This is a genomic window from Streptomyces sp. NPDC107765 (assembly GCF_055657085.1).
This window is the reverse complement of the sequence record NZ_JBVKBL010000011.1, coordinates 15524-31448: the sequence shown is the minus strand read 5'-3', so window position 1 is coordinate 31448 and position 15925 is coordinate 15524. Positions and strand designations below refer to the sequence as shown.

At 71.3% G+C, this 15925-nt stretch carries 13 protein-coding genes; 7 read left to right on the top strand and 6 right to left on the bottom strand.

Annotated elements, in window-relative coordinates; translation table 11 throughout:
- Positions 1 to 360: 360 nt before the first annotated feature.
- The 5 genes from sfnG to ACZ7MX_RS25195 all read left to right on the top strand — a co-directional run bounded on the left by sfnG (position 361) and on the right by ACZ7MX_RS25195 (position 5758).
- A complete protein-coding gene (sfnG, locus tag ACZ7MX_RS25215; protein ID WP_472135502.1) occupies positions 361 to 1479 on the top strand; it encodes a dimethylsulfone monooxygenase SfnG in 1119 nt (372 codons plus the stop codon).
- Positions 1480 to 1545: 66 nt separating this feature from the next.
- Positions 1546 to 2763, top strand: coding sequence for an acyl-CoA dehydrogenase family protein (locus tag ACZ7MX_RS25210; RefSeq protein ID WP_472135501.1), 1218 nt, complete (start codon positions 1546 to 1548; stop codon positions 2761 to 2763).
- A 57-nt stretch (positions 2764 to 2820) separates the two neighbouring features.
- Positions 2821 to 3375 (top strand): NADPH-dependent FMN reductase, encoded by a 555-nt coding sequence (ssuE, locus tag ACZ7MX_RS25205; RefSeq protein WP_472135500.1) that lies wholly within the window; start codon positions 2821 to 2823, stop codon positions 3373 to 3375.
- A gap of 3 nt (positions 3376 to 3378) precedes the next feature.
- On the top strand, positions 3379 to 4563 hold the full coding sequence (locus tag ACZ7MX_RS25200; protein ID WP_472135499.1) for an SfnB family sulfur acquisition oxidoreductase: 1185 nt from the start codon (positions 3379 to 3381) through the stop codon (positions 4561 to 4563).
- A 52-nt stretch (positions 4564 to 4615) separates the two neighbouring features.
- Positions 4616 to 5758, top strand: a complete 1143-nt coding sequence (locus ACZ7MX_RS25195) for an LLM class flavin-dependent oxidoreductase (protein WP_472135498.1) — start codon at positions 4616 to 4618, stop codon at positions 5756 to 5758.
- Positions 5759 to 6041: 283 nt separating this feature from the next.
- Here ACZ7MX_RS25195 and ACZ7MX_RS25190 read toward each other — a convergent pair whose 3' ends face one another.
- From ACZ7MX_RS25190 to ACZ7MX_RS25180, 3 genes are all read right to left on the bottom strand, one after another.
- Positions 6042 to 7433 (bottom strand): class I SAM-dependent RNA methyltransferase, encoded by a 1392-nt coding sequence (locus ACZ7MX_RS25190; RefSeq protein WP_472135497.1) that lies wholly within the window; start codon positions 7431 to 7433, stop codon positions 6042 to 6044.
- Between the two features lie 146 nt (positions 7434 to 7579).
- Positions 7580 to 9631, bottom strand: a complete 2052-nt coding sequence (locus ACZ7MX_RS25185) for an APC family permease (RefSeq protein ID WP_472135496.1) — start codon at positions 9629 to 9631, stop codon at positions 7580 to 7582.
- 255 nt (positions 9632 to 9886) lie between these two features.
- Positions 9887 to 12031 (bottom strand): NAD-binding protein, encoded by a 2145-nt coding sequence (locus ACZ7MX_RS25180; protein WP_472135735.1) that lies wholly within the window; start codon positions 12029 to 12031, stop codon positions 9887 to 9889.
- Positions 12032 to 12361: 330 nt separating this feature from the next.
- Between ACZ7MX_RS25180 and ACZ7MX_RS25175 the strand changes: the two genes are divergently transcribed.
- Both ACZ7MX_RS25175 and ACZ7MX_RS25170 read left to right on the top strand, forming a co-directional pair.
- Complete coding sequence (locus tag ACZ7MX_RS25175) at positions 12362 to 13030, top strand: potassium channel family protein (RefSeq protein WP_030412324.1); 669 nt, start codon at positions 12362 to 12364, stop codon at positions 13028 to 13030.
- Positions 13027 to 13704, top strand: a complete 678-nt coding sequence (locus ACZ7MX_RS25170) for a potassium channel family protein (RefSeq protein WP_030412323.1) — start codon at positions 13027 to 13029, stop codon at positions 13702 to 13704. The genes ACZ7MX_RS25175 and ACZ7MX_RS25170 overlap by 4 nt, the downstream gene beginning before the upstream one ends.
- Positions 13705 to 13825: 121 nt before the next feature.
- Here the strand turns inward: ACZ7MX_RS25170 and ACZ7MX_RS25165 are convergent, their stop codons facing one another.
- The 3 genes from ACZ7MX_RS25165 to ACZ7MX_RS25155 all read right to left on the bottom strand — a co-directional run bounded on the left by ACZ7MX_RS25165 (position 13826) and on the right by ACZ7MX_RS25155 (position 15923).
- The gene (locus ACZ7MX_RS25165) at positions 13826 to 14653 is read right to left on the bottom strand and encodes a DUF3159 domain-containing protein (RefSeq protein ID WP_472135495.1); all 828 of its coding nucleotides are present in this window, start codon (positions 14651 to 14653) and stop codon (positions 13826 to 13828) included.
- A 3-nt stretch (positions 14654 to 14656) separates the two neighbouring features.
- Complete coding sequence (locus ACZ7MX_RS25160; protein ID WP_078872252.1) at positions 14657 to 15055, bottom strand: OB-fold nucleic acid binding domain-containing protein; 399 nt, start codon at positions 15053 to 15055, stop codon at positions 14657 to 14659.
- A gap of 184 nt (positions 15056 to 15239) precedes the next feature.
- Positions 15240 to 15923 (bottom strand): response regulator, encoded by a 684-nt coding sequence (locus ACZ7MX_RS25155; protein WP_030808251.1) that lies wholly within the window; start codon positions 15921 to 15923, stop codon positions 15240 to 15242.
- Between the last annotated feature and the right edge of the window lie 2 nt (positions 15924 to 15925).

Here is a 15925-nt window from a genome sequence, read left to right as displayed (position 1 = left end):
TTTTGGTTTTCTGAGCAGTGCAAGGCTTCCCCTGTCACAGGCTCGTGAAATCCAATGGTCCACGATACGGAACCCGTCGGGTTTCCCTTGACGGTTCTCATGGACCGCTGCCAGCATCGAGTTCATGAACAAGCGACTGGACCTCACGTGGCGACGCCATGTCGACCTCGCTCGCGTCTCCAGCGCCTCCTGTCGTAGCTGCGGCCTGATTCGCTGATCCGCCGCTCTCCTCCAGCACCCGCACGCGTCGTACCGGCCGGCGTGCCGCGCTGTCCTCACACCGTCTGAATCCGGCTCTCGCGCAAGTCTGCCGAATTCGGCGTGCCAGAAACTCTGAGCATTCCGCGACAGGAGTTCTGTATGCCCGCGCCCCTCACATTCGCCTATTGGGTTCCCAATGTCAGCGGTGGCCTGGTCACCAGTAATATCGAACAGCGCACCGACTGGGGATACGACTACAACCGGGAACTGGCCGTTCTCGCCGAGAACAACGGCTTCGACTACGCCCTCAGCCAGGTTCGGTACATGGCCAGTTACGGAGCCGAGTACCAGCACGAGTCCACCAGCTTCAGCCTCGCCCTGCTGCTGGCCACCGAGCGGTTGAAGGTCATCGCCGCCGTACACCCCGGCCTGTGGCATCCGGGCGTTCTCGCCAAGTTCGGTGCCACCGCGGACCACCTCTCCAAGGGCCGGTTCGCGGTCAACGTCGTCAGCGGCTGGTTCAAGGGCGAGTTCACCGCCCTGGGCGAGCCCTGGCTCGAGCACGACGAGCGGTACCGCCGGTCGGAGGAGTTCATCCGCGCGCTTCGTCAGCTCTGGACCGAGGACCACACCGAACTCGCCGGCGACTTCTACCGGCTGCGCGACTTCACCCTCAAACCCAAGCCGCTGAACGCACCCGAGCGCCCCCATCCGGAGATCTTCCAGGGCGGCAACTCCACGGCTGCGCGCGCCATGGCCGGCCGGGTATCCGACTGGTACTTCTCCAACGGCAAGGACTTCGCCGGGGTCACCGAGCAGGTCGGCGACGTCCGCAAATCCGCCGCCGAAGCGGGCCGGACCGCACCGAAGTTCGGCCTCAACGGCTTCCTCATCGCACGCGACACGGAAGCCGAGGCGCGCGAGACGCTGCGCGAGATCGTCGCCCGGGCGGACACCGAGGCCGTCGAGGGCTTCGGCGCGGCCGTCAAGCAGGCCGGCCGGTCGGCCGCGGACGGCAAGGGCATGTGGCAGGACTCCTCCTTCGAGGACCTGGTGCAGTACAACGACGGCTTCCGCACCGGGCTCATCGGCACCCCTGAGCAGATCGCCGAGCGGATCGTCGCGTACAAGAAACTCGGCGTCGACATGCTCCTCCTGGGCTTCCTGCATTACCACGAGGAGGTCGAGTACTTCGGCCGGCGGGTCCTGCCCCTGGTCCGCGAACTGGAGTCCCAACTGCCCGACGGCAGAGCCGAGTCCGCGCCCGTCCCCGCCTAATCACGCCGCCCGCCCCTCCGTACTTCCCGCCTCTCGTACCTCACGCCGCGAAAGAGGTCACTCACCATGAGCACCTTCACGCCCGTCGACTGGCAGACCCGCCCCGCCCCGCAGTCCGCCGGGGAATGGATCGCCCGCGCCGCCGAGGTCGCCACCGTCCTCGCCACCGACGCCGCCGCCCGCGACCACGCGGGTGCCACCCCGTACGCCGAGGTTCAACTCCTCAAGGAATCCGGCCTGGTGACCCTGCTCGGCCCCGTCGCGCACGGTGGCGCGGGTGAGGACTGGACGACCGCCTACCAGGTGGTCCGCGAGGTCGCCAAGGCCGACGGTTCCATCGCCCAGCTCCTCGGCTACCACTACCTGTGGAACTGGGCCGCCCGCCTGGTGGGCACCCGCGAGCAGTGGGAGCACGTGGAGGCCGAGGCCGCCAGGAACCGCTGGTTCTTCGGCGGGGCCGTCAATCCGCGCGACGCGGACGTCATCGTGACCGAGGACGGCGACGACCTGGTCTTCACCGGTCGAAAGACCTTCTCCACCGGCAGCAGGATCTCCGACGTCACCGTTCTGGAGGGCGTCTTCGAGGGCACCGACCAGCACGTCTTCGCCATCGTCCCCTCCGACAGCGACGGCCTGACCTTCCACGACGACTGGGACAACATCGGCCAGCGGCTCACCGAGAGCGGCGGCGTCACCCTCGACGGCGTCCGCACCCCGTGGTCCTCCGCGGCCGGATACGTCGCCAAGAAGTTCCAGCCGCGCATCTACAACACCCTCAACGTCCCCACCATCCAGCTGGTCTTCGTCAACTTCTACCTCGGCATCGCAGCCGGCGCGCTGCAGACGGCCGCCACCTACACACGCGAGAAGACGCGCCCCTGGCTGCACGGGGACCACGAACGCGCGGTCGACGAGCCGTACGTCATCGACATCTACGGCGACCTCACGGCGAAGCTGTGGGCGGTCGAGGCACTGGCCGACGCAGTCGCCGCCGAGGGGCAGCGACTGCACGAGGACCCCGACGCGGTCACCGAGCAGACTCGTGGCGAATTCGAGGTTCGGGTGGCCGCGGTCAAGGCCCGCGCCACCGACGTCGCCCTGGAAGTCTCGAACCGCATCTTCGAGGTCACCGGGGCCCGCTCCACCTCCCACGCCGAGGGCCTGGACCGGTTCTGGCGCAACGTACGCACCCACACCCTCCACGACCCGGTCTCCTACAAGCGCCGCGAGGTCGGACGCTGGGTCCTGGACGGTGAGCTGCCCGAACCGACCTGGTACTCCTGACCGCGCTCCGGGGCGCCTTCCACCGTGGAAGGCGCCCCCTCATCCGAAAGGGCACCCATGGCCACCGTCCTGTCCGTCTCCGGAAGCCCCTCCGTCTCCTCCCGCACCGGGAAACTGCTGCGCCACCTGGATGCGCGCCTCGCCGCCCAGGGCCACGAGGTGCTCCCGCTCGACGTCCGCGCCATCCCGGCCGAGGCGCTGCTCGGCGCCGACTTCCGCCATCCGGCCATCGTGGAGGCCACCGAGCTCTTCGCCCGCGCCGACGGGGTCGTCATCGGCACGCCCGTCTACAAGGCGGCTTACTCCGGTGTCCTCAAGGCGCTCCTCGACCTGCTCCCGCAGTACGCACTCGCGGGCAAGACGGTGCTTCCCCTGGCCACCGGCGGCACCACGGCACACGTCCTGGCCATCGACTACGCCCTGCGCCCGGTGCTCAGCTCCATGGGCGCCGCTCATATCGTCCAAGGCTGGTTCACCCTCGACAAGGACCTCACCGCCCACGAGGACGGCACTCTGACCATCGCCCCGGCCGCGGGCGAAGCGCTAAACCAGGTGTTCGACCAGTTCGCGACGGCCCTCGGCCGTGCGCCACTGCCGGCCATGGCGGGCTGAGCCATGACCGCACACGTCATCGCCGACGACGCGGAGGCCCTCACGGTCGCCGCCTCTCTGGCCGAGGAGTTCCGCGCCGACGCCTCCGCGCGGGACGTCGAACGCCGTCTGCCGCGTGCGGAGCTGGACCGGCTCTCCGCATCCGGGCTGCTCGCCGTCACCGTCCCCGCCGAACACGGCGGGGCCGACGTCTCCGCGGAGACCCTCGCCGAGATCTTCCGGCTGCTGTCCGCGGCGGACGCCAGCCTCGCCCAGATCCCGCAGAGCCACTTCGCCTACGTCAATGTGATCCGCCGCCAAGGAACCGACGAACAGCAGAAGTTCTTCTTCGCCGAACTGCTCTCCGGGGCACGCCTGGGCAACGCCCAGTCGGAGGCGGGCACCAAGCACGTCCAGGACATCCGCACCCGCCTGGAGCTCCGGCCCGACGGCTCGTACGACCTGACAGGAGTCAAGCACTACTCCACCGGCGCCCTCTTCGCCCACTGGATCCCCGTGCTGGCCCGCACGGAGGACGAGAGCCTGCAGGTGGCCTACGTGCCCCGGGACTCGCCGGGCCTCACCGTCGTGGACGACTGGGACGGCATGGGCCAGCGCACCACCGCGAGCGGCACCGTCCGCCTTGCGGGCGTACGGGTGCCGGCCGACCGCGTCCTACCGCACCACCTCACCTTCGAAGGCCCGCAACTCCATGGCGCGGTAGCCCAGTTGCTGCACGCGGCGATCGACACCGGCATCGCCGGAGCCGCCCTCGCAGAGGCGGCCCAGTTCGTACGGACCAAGAGCCGCCCCTGGTTCGAGAGCGGCGTCGAAACGGCCGCCGAGGACCCCCTGCTGATCCAGCGGTTCGGCGAACTCTCCGTCCAGGTCAGGGCCGCAAAGGCACTGCTGGGTGACGCCGGGCGGGCCGTGGACACCGCCCGAGTCGACCTCACCGACGATTCGGCGGCCGAGGCGTCGATCGCCGTGGCCGCCGCCAAGGTACTGGCCGCGCAGACCGCCGTGGAGGTGACGGGCGCCCTCTTCGAGGTGGCCGGCACACGCTCCGCCCTCAACTCCCTCAACCTGCACAGGCACTGGCGCGACGCCCGCACCCATACGCTGCACGATCCGGTCCGCTGGAAGATCCAGCACATCGGACGCCATGTGCTCAACCACACCCGGCCACCCCGCCACGGCCTGCTCTGACACCCCCCCGAGGACCTGTCAGGCCCCCGGGCGTCCCGAACGGAGACACCACGTGTCCCTCACCTTCCACTGGTTCCTGCCCACCAACGGCGACAGCCGTCATGTCGTCGGGGGCGGTCACGGCACCCCGGCCACCGTCAGCGGACGCGACCGGCCGCCGACGGTGGCCTACCTGAGCCAGATCGCCCGCGCCGCCGAGGACCTGGGCTACGTGGCCGCGCTCACCCCCACCGGCGCCTGGTGCGAGGACGCGTGGCTGACCACCGCGATGGTCGCCCAGCACACCGAGCGGCTGAAGTTCCTGGTCGCCTTCCGCCCCGGCTTCGTCTCCCCCACGCTCGCCGCCCAGATGGCCTCCACCTTCCAGCGGCAGACCGGAGGCCGCCTCCTGCTCAACGTGGTCACCGGCGGCGAGAGCCACGAACAGCGCGCCTACGGCGACTTCCTCGACAAGGACGCCCGGTACCGCCGCACCGGAGAATTCCTTGAAATCGTCCGGGCCCTGTGGGAAGGCAAGACGGTCGACCTGCGAGGCGAACACCTCAGCGTCGAGGACGCGAAGCTGGCACGCACGCCGGATCCGGTCCCCGAGATCTACTTCGGTGGCTCCTCGCCGATCGCCGGCGAGATAGCGGCCCGGCACGTCGACGTGTACCTCACCTGGGGCGAACCTCCCGCACAGGTAGCCGAGAAGATCACTCGGATCCGGGAGCTCGCCGCGAAGGAGCAGCGCTCGGTGCGGTTCGGCATCCGGCTGCACGTCATCACCAGGGACACGTCCGAGCAGGCGTGGGCCGAGGCCGACCGGCTCCTGGCGGGCTTCGACCAGAAGACCGTGGCATCCGTACAAGCAGGACTCGCCCGCAGCGAGTCCGAAGGACAGCAGCGGATGCTCGCACTGCACAGCGGTGGGGACCGGTACGGCCTGGAGATCCACCCCAACCTCTGGGCAGGGATCGGCCTGGTGCGCGGCGGCGCGGGCACCGCACTCGTCGGCAGCCACGCAGAGGTCGCCGAGCGAATCAAGGAGTACGCGGCCCTCGGCATCGACGAGTTCGTCTTCTCCGGCTACCCGCACCTGGAGGAGGCGTACTGGTTCGGCGAGGGGGTGCTGCCCAGGCTGGCCGCGGAGGGCCTGTGGCAGCACCCGTTCGAGAAGAGTGCGGCTCCGGCCGCCCAGGTGCCCTTCGCCTGACAGATCACCGACCGAAGAAGAGGTAGACGCCCCGTCCCGACAAACCGCAGCGATAGTCCCCCAGAGAGGCCGACCGCGACACGAAGTGCCCCCGTCGGCACACGGCAACGTGCCACACCCGCGCAGCCAGGAGACTGTCTGACCAGCGGCGCAATGGGCCTGATGGCCCATCAGGGCGAGCGTCAAATGAGCGTCAAGATGCCTCGCCGCGCGTCATTTCAGGGTCAAGATATCGCCCGTAACGCCCGCGGCGCACATCACACACATCACCCGAACCCGCAGGTCAGGCGCCCTTAGCGGCCTTCTCCAGCACTACCACACACTCCACATGATGCGTCATAGGAAACAAATCAAACGCCCGCATCCGCCGCGGTACATACCCCACCTCCGCGAAGTACTTCAGGTCGCGGGCCAGGGCCGCCGGGTCGCAGGCTACGTAGGCGAGGCGGCGGGGGGTGAGGGAGGCGAGGTGATGGACGGTGGATTTGCCGGCGCCGGCTCGGGGTGGGTCGAGGACGACGAGGTCGACGTCGGTGATGCCGGTGCGGGGGAGGACGGACTCGACCTTGCCGTGTTCGATGCGGACGCGGTCGAGGTCGGCGAGGTTGTGGCGGGCGTCCTCGACGGCGCGCTTGCCGGATTCGATGCCGAGGACCGCGCCCTTGTCGCCGACGCGTTCGGCGAGGGCGCCGGCGAACAGGCCGACACCGCAGTAGAGGTCGAGGGCCATGTCGCCCTTCTTCGGCATCAGGCCCTGCATGACGGCGTCGACGAGGAGGTCGGCGGCCTTCGGGTGGACCTGCCAGAAGCCGCCGTTGCCGACGCGCCAGGTGCGGCCGGCGGCGCGTTCGCGGACGAAGGGGCGGCCGTGGACGCGGTGGACCTGCTCGTCCTTTTCGCCGATGCGCAGGACGGAGACGGGCTTGTCGAGTTCGACGATCGGGAGGCGGCCGCCGGGGCGGGGGGTGAGGATGACCTGGCGGTCGTGGGAGCCGGTGGCGGCGATCGCCTCGACGGTGGCGATCTGGGGCCAGTCGCGCTTCTCCACGCCGAGTTCGGACACCCCGGGTGCGGCGATCAGGCAGTGGGTGACGGGCTCGACGTCGTGCGAGCGGTGCTTGCGCAGACCGGCGCGGCCCTCGGCGTCGACGGCGTACTGGACGCGGGTGCGCCAGGCGGGGACCTCGCCGGGGCCGACCTTGTCGCCGGGGGCGGGCTCGACGGTGCCGTCCCAGCCGGCCGCCTCGGGAGTCAGTCCGGCCAGCCGCATCAGCTGCTCGGCCACCACCTCGCCCTTGAGGCGGCGCTGCGCGCCCGGCTTGGCGTGCTGCCAGTCGCAACCGCCGCAGCGGCCCGGGCCGGAGAAGGGGCAGGGGGCCTCGACGCGGTCCTTGGAGGGCTGGAGGATCTGTACGGCGTCGGCGCGGAGGAAGCGTGCGCCTTCTTCGCCCTCGGTGACCCGGGCGATCACGCGCTCGCCGGGGAGGGTGTGGCGGACGAAGAGGACCTGGCCCGCTTCGGTACGGGCGATGCAGTGGCCGCCGTGCGCGACCGGGCCGATCTCGACCTCGTACTCCGCACCGACCAGCGACTTCGCGGCGGCGGCCGGCGGCCGGTCCGTACCGGCCAGGGACTTCTCCTCGCCGGCCAGCGGGTTCTTGGGTTCTTCCGGCATGGCGGGTGGGCTCCTGAGATGGTGGTACGACGCGACGACGGCCGGCCTCCGGAGGGAGGCCAGCCGTCAAGTCTACGTCCCGGTGCGGTGTGCCCGGTCGCACGCCCGGGCCGGTGTGCGCCGGCCCGCGGTCGCACGCCCGGCCGCTACTTCTTGGTCGCCGCCTTCTCCTTCTTCGGCTGGGCGACCGGGCCGCGGCGTACCGCGCCCGGGGCGTTCCACTCGGCGCGCTTGCGGGCGCGCAGCTTGGCGGCCTCGGAGGAGTCCAGCTGCCAGGGCACGGAGGTGACCATGACGCCGGGGGTGAAGAGGAGGCGGCCCTTGAGGCGGAGGGCGCTCTGGTTGTGCAGGAGGTGCTCGTACCAGTGGCCGACGACGTACTCCGGGATGTAGACGGAGACGGCGTCGCGCGGGCTCTCCCGGCGGAGCGACTTGACGTAGTCGATGATCGGGCGGGTGATCTCGCGGTAGGGCGAGGCCAGGACCTTGAGCGGCACCTCGATGCCGCGGCGCTCCCACTCCTCGCGCAGGGCCTTGGTGTCGGCCTGGTCGACGTCCACGCTGACCGCTTCGAGGGTGTCCGTGCGCATCAGCTTGGCGTAGTTCAGGGCGCGCAGGGTGGGCTTGTGCACCTTGGAGACCAGGACGAGGGAGTGCACGCGGGAGGGGCGGGCGACGTCCTCGTCGGTGGTGTCCTCGGCGGCGATCTCGTCGGCGACCCGGTCGTAGTGGCGGCGGATCGCGGTCATGGTGGCGAAGAAGATGACCATGCCGAGCAGGGCCACCCAGGCGCCGTGGGTGAACTTCGTCAGCAGGACCACGACGAGGACGAGCCCGGTGAAGAAGGCACCGAAGGCGTTGATCGCGCGGGAGCGGTGCATCCGGTGGCGCTTGGCCGGGTCCTTCTCGGTGAGCAGGTGGCGGTTCCAGTGGCGGACCATGCCGGTCTGGCTGAGCGTGAAGGAGACGAAGACGCCGACGATGTAGAGCTGGATGAGGCGGGTGGAGTCCGCGCCGTAGAGGTAGACGAGGACCGCGGCGGCGCCGGCCAGCAGCACGATGCCGTTGGAGAAGGCCAGCCGGTCACCGCGGGTGTGCAGCTGGCGCGGCAGGTAGCGGTCCTGGGCCAGGATCGAGCCGAGCAGCGGGAAGCCGTTGTAGGCGGTGTTGGCGGCCAGGAACAGGACCAGCGCGGTGGCGGCGGCCAGGACGACGAAGAGGAAGCTGCCCTTGCCGAAGACGGCCTCGGCGACCTGGGAGATCACCGGGTTCTGGGTGTATCCGGAGCCCAGCGGCCGGCCGTGGTTGAGCAGGTCGGTGGCCGGGTTCTCGGCCATCCTGACCCGCGTCGTCATGGCCAGCGCGATGATGCCGCAGAACATGGTCACGGCCAGGCCGCCCATGAGGGCCAGCGTCGTGGCGGCGTTCTTCGACTTGGGCTTGCGGAAGGCCGGGACGCCGTTGGAGATCGCCTCGACACCGGTCAGCGCGGCACAGCCGGAGGAGAAGGCACGCAGCAGCAGGAAGATCAGCGCGAAGCCGGCCAGACCGCCCTGTTCGGCGTGGATGGTGTAGTCGGCGGTGGGGGCCTTCATCGTGTCGCCCATGACCACGGAGCGGATGACGCCCCAGACGATCATGATGAAGACGCCGGCCACGAAGACGTACGTCGGGATGGCGAAGAGCTTGCCGGACTCCTTGACCCCACGCAGGTTCATCAGGGTCAGCAGGACGATGACGGCGATCGCGCAGAGCGTTTTGTGCTCGACGACGAACGGGATCGCGGAGCCCAGGTTCTCGATTCCGGAGGAGATGGACACCGCGACGGTCAGCACGTAGTCGACGAGCAGGGCGCTGGCGACGGTGAGACCGGCCTTGGCGCCGAGGTTGGTGGTGGCGACCTCGTAGTCACCGCCACCGCTCGGGTAGGCGTGCACGTTCTGCCGGTACGACGCGACGACGGTGAACATCAGCACCACGACCGCGACCGCGATCCAGGGGCTGAAGTGGTAGGCCGACACTCCCGCGACGGACAGGACGAGCAGCACCTCGCCCGGCGCGTAGGCCACGGAGGAGAGCGGGTCGGAGGCGAAGACGGGGAGTGCGATGCGCTTGGGGAGCAGGGTCTCCCCGAGCCGGTCGCTGCGCAGTGCGCGCCCGATCAAGATCCGTTTGGGCACGTCGGTCAGTTTGGACACGCAGAGGATGCTAAGGCTTAGTCAAGCCCCCTGCCCACCCGCCACCCGCACGGGGGAGCAACCCGCCGTGGTACGGGCCACGCCGGCCCAGGTCGTGAGCGGTCCCAAGTCCCGTGCCTGCACAGGATCCGCACGTCGTACGCACAGCACGCCCGCCGGGCATGGGGTGCCGGCGGGCGTACGTGGCCTTCGTCACGTGGGGCGAAGCCGGTCACGGAGCGCTCCGCCCTGCACCACGCTCCGTCTTGTCCGTCGTCACGCCGAACCGCTCACCCCTCCCCCGGCGCGTGCCGCGGCCGCCGGTCCGGTGCCGGACGGCCGGGGCCGCCGGGAGTGCAGGGCGCCCAGGCCCTGGCGGGTGGCGACCAGCAACACCCGGTCCTGGGGCCGCAGGACATAGCCGTCGCCCAGTTCGTGGGCGAGCTGGGCCGGCGCGCGCTCGGCGGCCGGCGGCGGTGCGGCGGCCGGGGCGTCCGGGTCCGGGTCGTCGGGGGCCGAGGTGTCGACCGCCAGCACCCGCAGCCGGCCCGGCCGGCGGACCTCGCCGACCGTACGGCCCTCCAGCGCGGCGTGCCCGCGGACCTCGACCCGGGCGACCAGCACCACCCGGCGTTCGACCGGGATCGCCCCCAGGATCTGCCGTCCCATCATGGCGCCGGCAAAGGCGGGGGCGGCAAGGAAGGAGACGCTGCGGCTGCGGGTCAGCGCCCGGGGATGCGCGGCGCGCAGGGTGCGGTAGACGGCGGTGGCGAAGCGGTCGTCGAACAGCCGGAGGGTCACCCGCAGCTGCGGGGTGACCGAGCGGGCGTAGAGGGCGGCCTCCAGGTTGGTGGTGTCCTCGCTGGTCAGCGCGAGCAGACCGGACGCCCGCCCGATCATCGCGGCCTCCAGGACGCCTTCGTGGGTGACGTCCCCCAGGACGGTGGGCACCCGCAGCCGCCGGGCCAGTGCGAGCCCCCGCGCCTCCGGGTCCGCCTCGATGCACACCACGGGGATGCCCATCTCGTGCAGCCGGGCCAGCACCCGGGTGCCGACCTTGCCGAGGCCCAGCAGCACCACGTGGCCCGACAGACCGCGCGGCGGCCGGCGCAGCGCCGAGGCGCTGCGGAAGGTGCCCAGCCCCTCGAACGCCGCGGCGACCAGCACCGGCAGCAGCAGCAGACCGGTCAGCCCGGAGAGCAGCTGGAGGATCTTGCGGGGCAGCGGCTCGCCGAGCGCCGGGTCGTTGATCGCGAAGAGGTCGAGCAGCGTGAGGTAGGTGGCGTGCATCGGGTCCTCGCCGGTGGTGAGCCAGGAGGCGACGGCCAGTGCCAGCACCGCGCCGACGAGGCCGGCCAGCGACCAGCGCAGCCGCCGGGAGAACAGCGAGGCGAGCGGGGCGCCGCGGCCGCGCAGCCCTCGCCGGCGCACCGGCCGCCCCGCGCCCGTACCCGTACCCGTGGAGGAGGCCGTACCCGCGGAGGAGCCCGTGCCTGCGGAGGAGCCCGTGCCCGTGTAGGAGACGGTCTCCAGGACGATGCGGGCCCGGCCGGTGGCGGCCTCGGCCGCCTCGTCGTCCGGCAGCAGCACCGGCCCCTCGTCCGCCATGCCGCCCGAACTCGCCACGCTCTCAAGGGAGTTGGCGGAAGCGGGCGAACGCGGGACGGTGAAGGTGCCGGAGCCCCCGGCCGCTCCCGGGTCGGCGGCGGAGGCGGGGAGCACCGCCAGCGTGCACAGCTCCGGGTCCGCTAACCGGCCGGGCGGCACCGGCGCACGTTCCACGGCCCGCAGCAGCAGCCCGTCCGCCTCGATGACCTTGCTGGTCCCGGCGACCGCGGTGGCGACCAGCGCGGGCGCCACGGTGTCCGCATCGGACAGCACGGTCGTCGAGGCATCGACCCCGGCCGGACCGTCGACGTACCCGGCGGACCCGTCCGCGCCGGCACCCAGGGCGGCGACCGCCGCGGCCTGATCGAGCAGCTCCTCCAGGTGCTGGCCGAGCTTGCGGTTGTAGAGGCGGATGACCAGCCGCAGCCGGGGATTGAGCCGGCGGGCCCGCAGCGCGGCGTGGATGTTGAGCTCGTCGTCGTCGTAGACCAGGGCCAGCGCCTCCGCACCGGCGATGTCCGCCTCGATGAGCGCGGCGTCGTCCGGCTGCGCGGCCTCCAGGATCCGCAGTGGCTCGGGCGGCGGTTCGGTGCCCTCGCCGGGCGGCTCCGCGGGCAGCGCGGTGCGCGTCACCGCCGCCGACACCCGGCCGAGCAGCGCACCGGCCCGGCCCAGCGGGCTGGCCGGCGGCGGGATTCGCGGCCGGTGCGGCTCGCGGGCGGAGGGGGTCACCAGCGTCACCCGTTCGCCGTAGACCTCCCGGAGCTCGGTGGCGAGCCGGTGGGCGAGCGCGTCATCGCCGCAGACCACCATGTGCGGGGCGGCAGAGCCCGGTTGGGGCTGGAGAGGCAGGTTGGGCACACCCCGTAGCGTGCCTTACCGGCGGCGGGCGGCGCAGCCCGGCGCGGGAGGCCGTCGCTCCGCCCGGCCGATGAGCCCCCGACTGCTGCCTACCGCGCCCCCTACAGGAGCCACTCTTGCGGCTACGGTTGTACCGGACCACCGGTGCGACCAGCGCGCCCGTTGCCGCACCCGGTCCGTATCGCGAGCTGTGGCTTCGTGTCGCCGGTACTGGGAGAAGGAAGTAGTGAGCAGGGTGTTTGTGCAGGTCAGCGCGCTAGTACAGGGCACGGGGTAATCAGCATGCACATCGTCATCATGGGGTGCGGGCGGGTCGGATCCGCGCTCGCACAGACCCTGGAGAGCCAGGGCCACACCATCGCGGTGGTCGACCAGGACCCGACCGCCTTCCGCCGCCTGGGCTCGTCCTTCGGCGGCCGCCGGGTGACCGGCGTCGGCTTCGACCAGGACACCCTGCGGGAGGCCGGTATCGAGGAGGCGGGCGCCTTCGCGGCCGTCTCCAGCGGTGACAACTCCAACATCATCGCCGCCCGGGTGGCCCGCGAGATGTTCGGCGTCGAGAACGTCGCGGCCCGGATCTACGACCCGCGCCGCGCCGAGGTCTACCAGCGGCTGGGCATCCCCACGGTCGCCACCGTCCGCTGGACGGCCGACCAGATGCTGCGCCGGCTGCTGCCGTCGGGCGCCGAGCCGCTGTGGCGGGACCCCAGCGGTGGCGTCCAGCTCGCCGAGGTGCACACCGCCCCGGCCTGGGTCGGCCACAAGATCAGCAAGCTGCAGGAGGAGACCGGCGTACGCGTCGCCTTCCTCACCCGGCTGGGCGAGTCGATGCTGCCGACCTCCCAGACGGTGCTGCAGGAAGGCGACCTGGTGCACGTCATGATGCGCACCGACGAGGTCGAGAAGGTCGAGGCGGCATTCGCCACGGGTCCCGAGGAGGCGCACGCATGAGGGTCGCAATTGCGGGCGCGGGCGCGGTGGGCCGTTCCATCGCGGGCGAGCTCCTGGAAAACGGTCACGAGATCCTGCTCATCGACAAGGCGCCGACCGCCATTTCGGTCGAGCGGGTGCCGCTCGCGGAGTGGCTGCTGGCCGACGCCTGCGAGATCACCTCGCTGGACGAGGCGGCGCTGCAGCGCTGCAACGTCGTCATCGCGGCGACCGGCGACGACAAGGTCAACCTCGTCGTCTCCCTGCTCGCCAAGACCGAGTACGGCGTGCCGCGGGTGGTCGCCCGGGTCAACAACCCGAAGAACGAGTGGCTGTTCAACGAGTCCTGGGGCGTCGACGTCGCGGTCTCCACACCGCGTCTGATGTCCGCCCTGGTCGAGGAGGCGGTCAGCGTCGGCGACCTGGTCCGGCTGCTGCGCTTCAGCCACGGCGACGCCAACCTCGTCGAGCTGACGCTGCCTCCGGAGGCCGCGCTGGCCGGCACCCGGGTCGGCGATGTGGCATGGCCCGAGGACACCTCCCTGGTCACGATCATCCGCGGCACGCGGGTGCTCACGCCCAACAAGGAGGACGTCCTGGAGGCGGGCGACGAGCTGCTGTTCGTCGCGGCCCAGTCGCGTGAGGAGCAGCTGGAGGACCTGCTGTCGGTCCGGCGCGAGGACGCGGCGGGCTAGCGGGCCCGGTCGTACGGCCGGCACCCGGCGTACGGCTTGAGCACGGACGAAGGGCGCTCCCGGAGATCTCCGGGAGCGCCCTTCGTCGCATGCGGCCGGAGCCGCGGGCCAGGACTCGCGGCTAGGACTCGCGGCGATGGCGGCCGGTCGTCGCCCCGCCGCCGTCCTTCGCCAGTGCCTCTTTGCGTTCCTTCTCCGCCTGCTCGGCCTGCTCGGCCGCCTCCATCTCGGCGAAGACGTCGATCGGCGGCGGCGCCTTCACCAGGAAGACCCAGGTCAGATAGACCGCGAGCAGGAACGGCGGGATCTTCAGCGCGATCAGCACCCAGCCGAGCTGGGTGGTGTCCGCCCACCAGTACAGCGGGAAGAGGATCGCGCACTTGCCGAGGAGGATCAGTCCCCAGGCCCAGCTGGCCTTGGCGTACGCCTTCTTCCGGCCGGGGTTGCGGGTGCGCCAGGAGAGGTTCTCCTTGAAGACCGGGCCCAGGATCAGGCCGATCAGCGGCACTCCGGCGAGCGTCGTGACCATGTAGGCCACGGCCAGGCCGAGGGTGTAGAGCATGCCGGGCAGGTAGAAGTCCTTGGCATTGCCGGTCATCATCGCGAAGACCACGCCGAAGGCCACACCGAAGACCCCGCCGAAGGCGTGCTTGACGGTGTCCTTGCGGACCAGGCGGACGGCCGCCAGCACCAGCGAGACGGCCAGCGCGGCGATCGCCGAGACGTGCAGGTCCTTGTTGACCGTGAAGATCGCCACGAACAGCAGGCCCGGGAGCACCGTCTCCACCAGGCCCCGCACCCCGCCGAACGCCTCGAACAGCGCCGCCTCGGTCACCTCCCGGCCGGCTCCCCCGCCGTCGTCCGGCGGGGCCGGGGCGGCGGGGTCGGTGCCGGGGGTGGCGCCGGCGGCGGCGTGCGGGTCAGTGGTCGGTCGGTCGTAAGACGTCACCGGCTACTCCTGTCCGAGCGGTCGGAGTTCGTACTTCGGATTGAAGAGCACCCGGCGTCCGTGACTCAGCGAGATCCGGCCCGAGGCGATGAGCTTACGGCCCGGCTCGATCCCGACGATGGAGCGGCGGCCGAGCCACACCACGTCGAGCGCGGCGGAGCCGTCGAACAGCTCCGCCTCCAGCGCGGGCACACCGGCGCGCGGCCGCAGCGTGACATGCCGCAGGGTGCCGGTGACCTTCACTATCTGGCGGTCGTCGCAGTCGCAGATGCGGGTGCACCCCGCGTCCTCGGCGTCCTGCTGCAACTCGGCGGACTGCAGCTCCTCCTCGGAGGAGGACAGCCTGTCGAGCATCCGGCGAAAGCGACCGGCCGGCTTCTCGGATCGGGTCCCAGCACTCATAAAGCCAGCGTACCGGTGCCCGGGTCCGCGGATCACGGTGTCCACAGGGCGTCCCCACCGCGGGCACCGCCCGGCCCTCGTCCGCCCCGCCCGCCTCACTGCTCGAAGCGGTACCCCATGCCCGGCTCGGTGATGCCGCATCCCCCGGGGGCCAACCCCCGGACCCCCGGCCGCCCCACCCGCCTCACTGCTCGAAGCGGTACCCCATCCCCGGCTCGGTGATGAAGTGCTTCGGGTGCGAGGGGTCGCTCTCCAGCTTGCGGCGGAGCTGGGCCATGTAGACCCGCAGATAGTTCGTCTCGGTGCCGTAGGACGGGCCCCAGACCTCCTGGAGCAGCTGCTTCTGGCTGACCAGCCGGCCGGCGTTGCGGACCAGGACCTCCAGGAGGTGCCATTCGGTGGGCGTCAGCCGGATGTCCCGGCCGCCGCGGTTGACCTTCTTCGCGGCGAGGTCGACGGTGAAGCCCTCGGTCTCCACGACCACGGCGGTGTCGGCCGGCCCGGTCGGCTCGGCCCGGCGCACCGCCGCCCGCAGCCGGGCCAGCAGCTCGTCCATGCCGAACGGCTTGGTGACGTAGTCGTCCGCGCCCGCGTCCAGCGCCTCCACCTTCTCGTCGGAGGTCTGCCGGGCGGAGAGCACCAGGATCGGCACCCGGGTCCAGCCCCGCAGCCCCTTGATCACCTCGACGCCGTCCATGTCGGGCAGGCCGAGGTCCAGGACGATGACGTCGGGGTGGCGGGCGGCGGCGAGCTTGAGGGCGGTGGCCCCGTCGGGGGCGGCGTCGACCTCGTACTTGCGCGCCTTCAGGTTGATCACGAGGGCGCGGACGATCTGCGGCTCGTCATCGACCACAAGCACCCGGTTCACTG

Excerpts from the sequence above, each read along its gene's own strand:
- sfnG (WP_472135502.1), top strand. The coding sequence starts at position 361 with ATGCCCGCGCCCCTCACATTCGCCTATTGGGTTCCCAATGTCAGCGGT.
- ACZ7MX_RS25210 (WP_472135501.1), top strand. The coding sequence starts at position 1,546 with ATGAGCACCTTCACGCCCGTCGACTGGCAGACCCGCCCCGCCCCGCAG.
- ssuE (WP_472135500.1), top strand. The coding sequence starts at position 2,821 with ATGGCCACCGTCCTGTCCGTCTCCGGAAGCCCCTCCGTCTCCTCCCGC.
- ACZ7MX_RS25200 (WP_472135499.1), top strand. The coding sequence starts at position 3,379 with ATGACCGCACACGTCATCGCCGACGACGCGGAGGCCCTCACGGTCGCC.
- ACZ7MX_RS25190 (WP_472135497.1), bottom strand. The coding sequence starts at position 7,433 with ATGCCGGAAGAACCCAAGAACCCGCTGGCCGGCGAGGAGAAGTCCCTG.
- ACZ7MX_RS25180 (WP_472135735.1), bottom strand. The coding sequence starts at position 12,031 with ATGGTGGTCTGCGGCGATGACGCGCTCGCCCACCGGCTCGCCACCGAG.
- ACZ7MX_RS25175 (WP_030412324.1), top strand. The coding sequence starts at position 12,362 with ATGCACATCGTCATCATGGGGTGCGGGCGGGTCGGATCCGCGCTCGCA.
- ACZ7MX_RS25170 (WP_030412323.1), top strand. The coding sequence starts at position 13,027 with ATGAGGGTCGCAATTGCGGGCGCGGGCGCGGTGGGCCGTTCCATCGCG.
- ACZ7MX_RS25160 (WP_078872252.1), bottom strand. The coding sequence starts at position 15,055 with ATGAGTGCTGGGACCCGATCCGAGAAGCCGGCCGGTCGCTTTCGCCGG.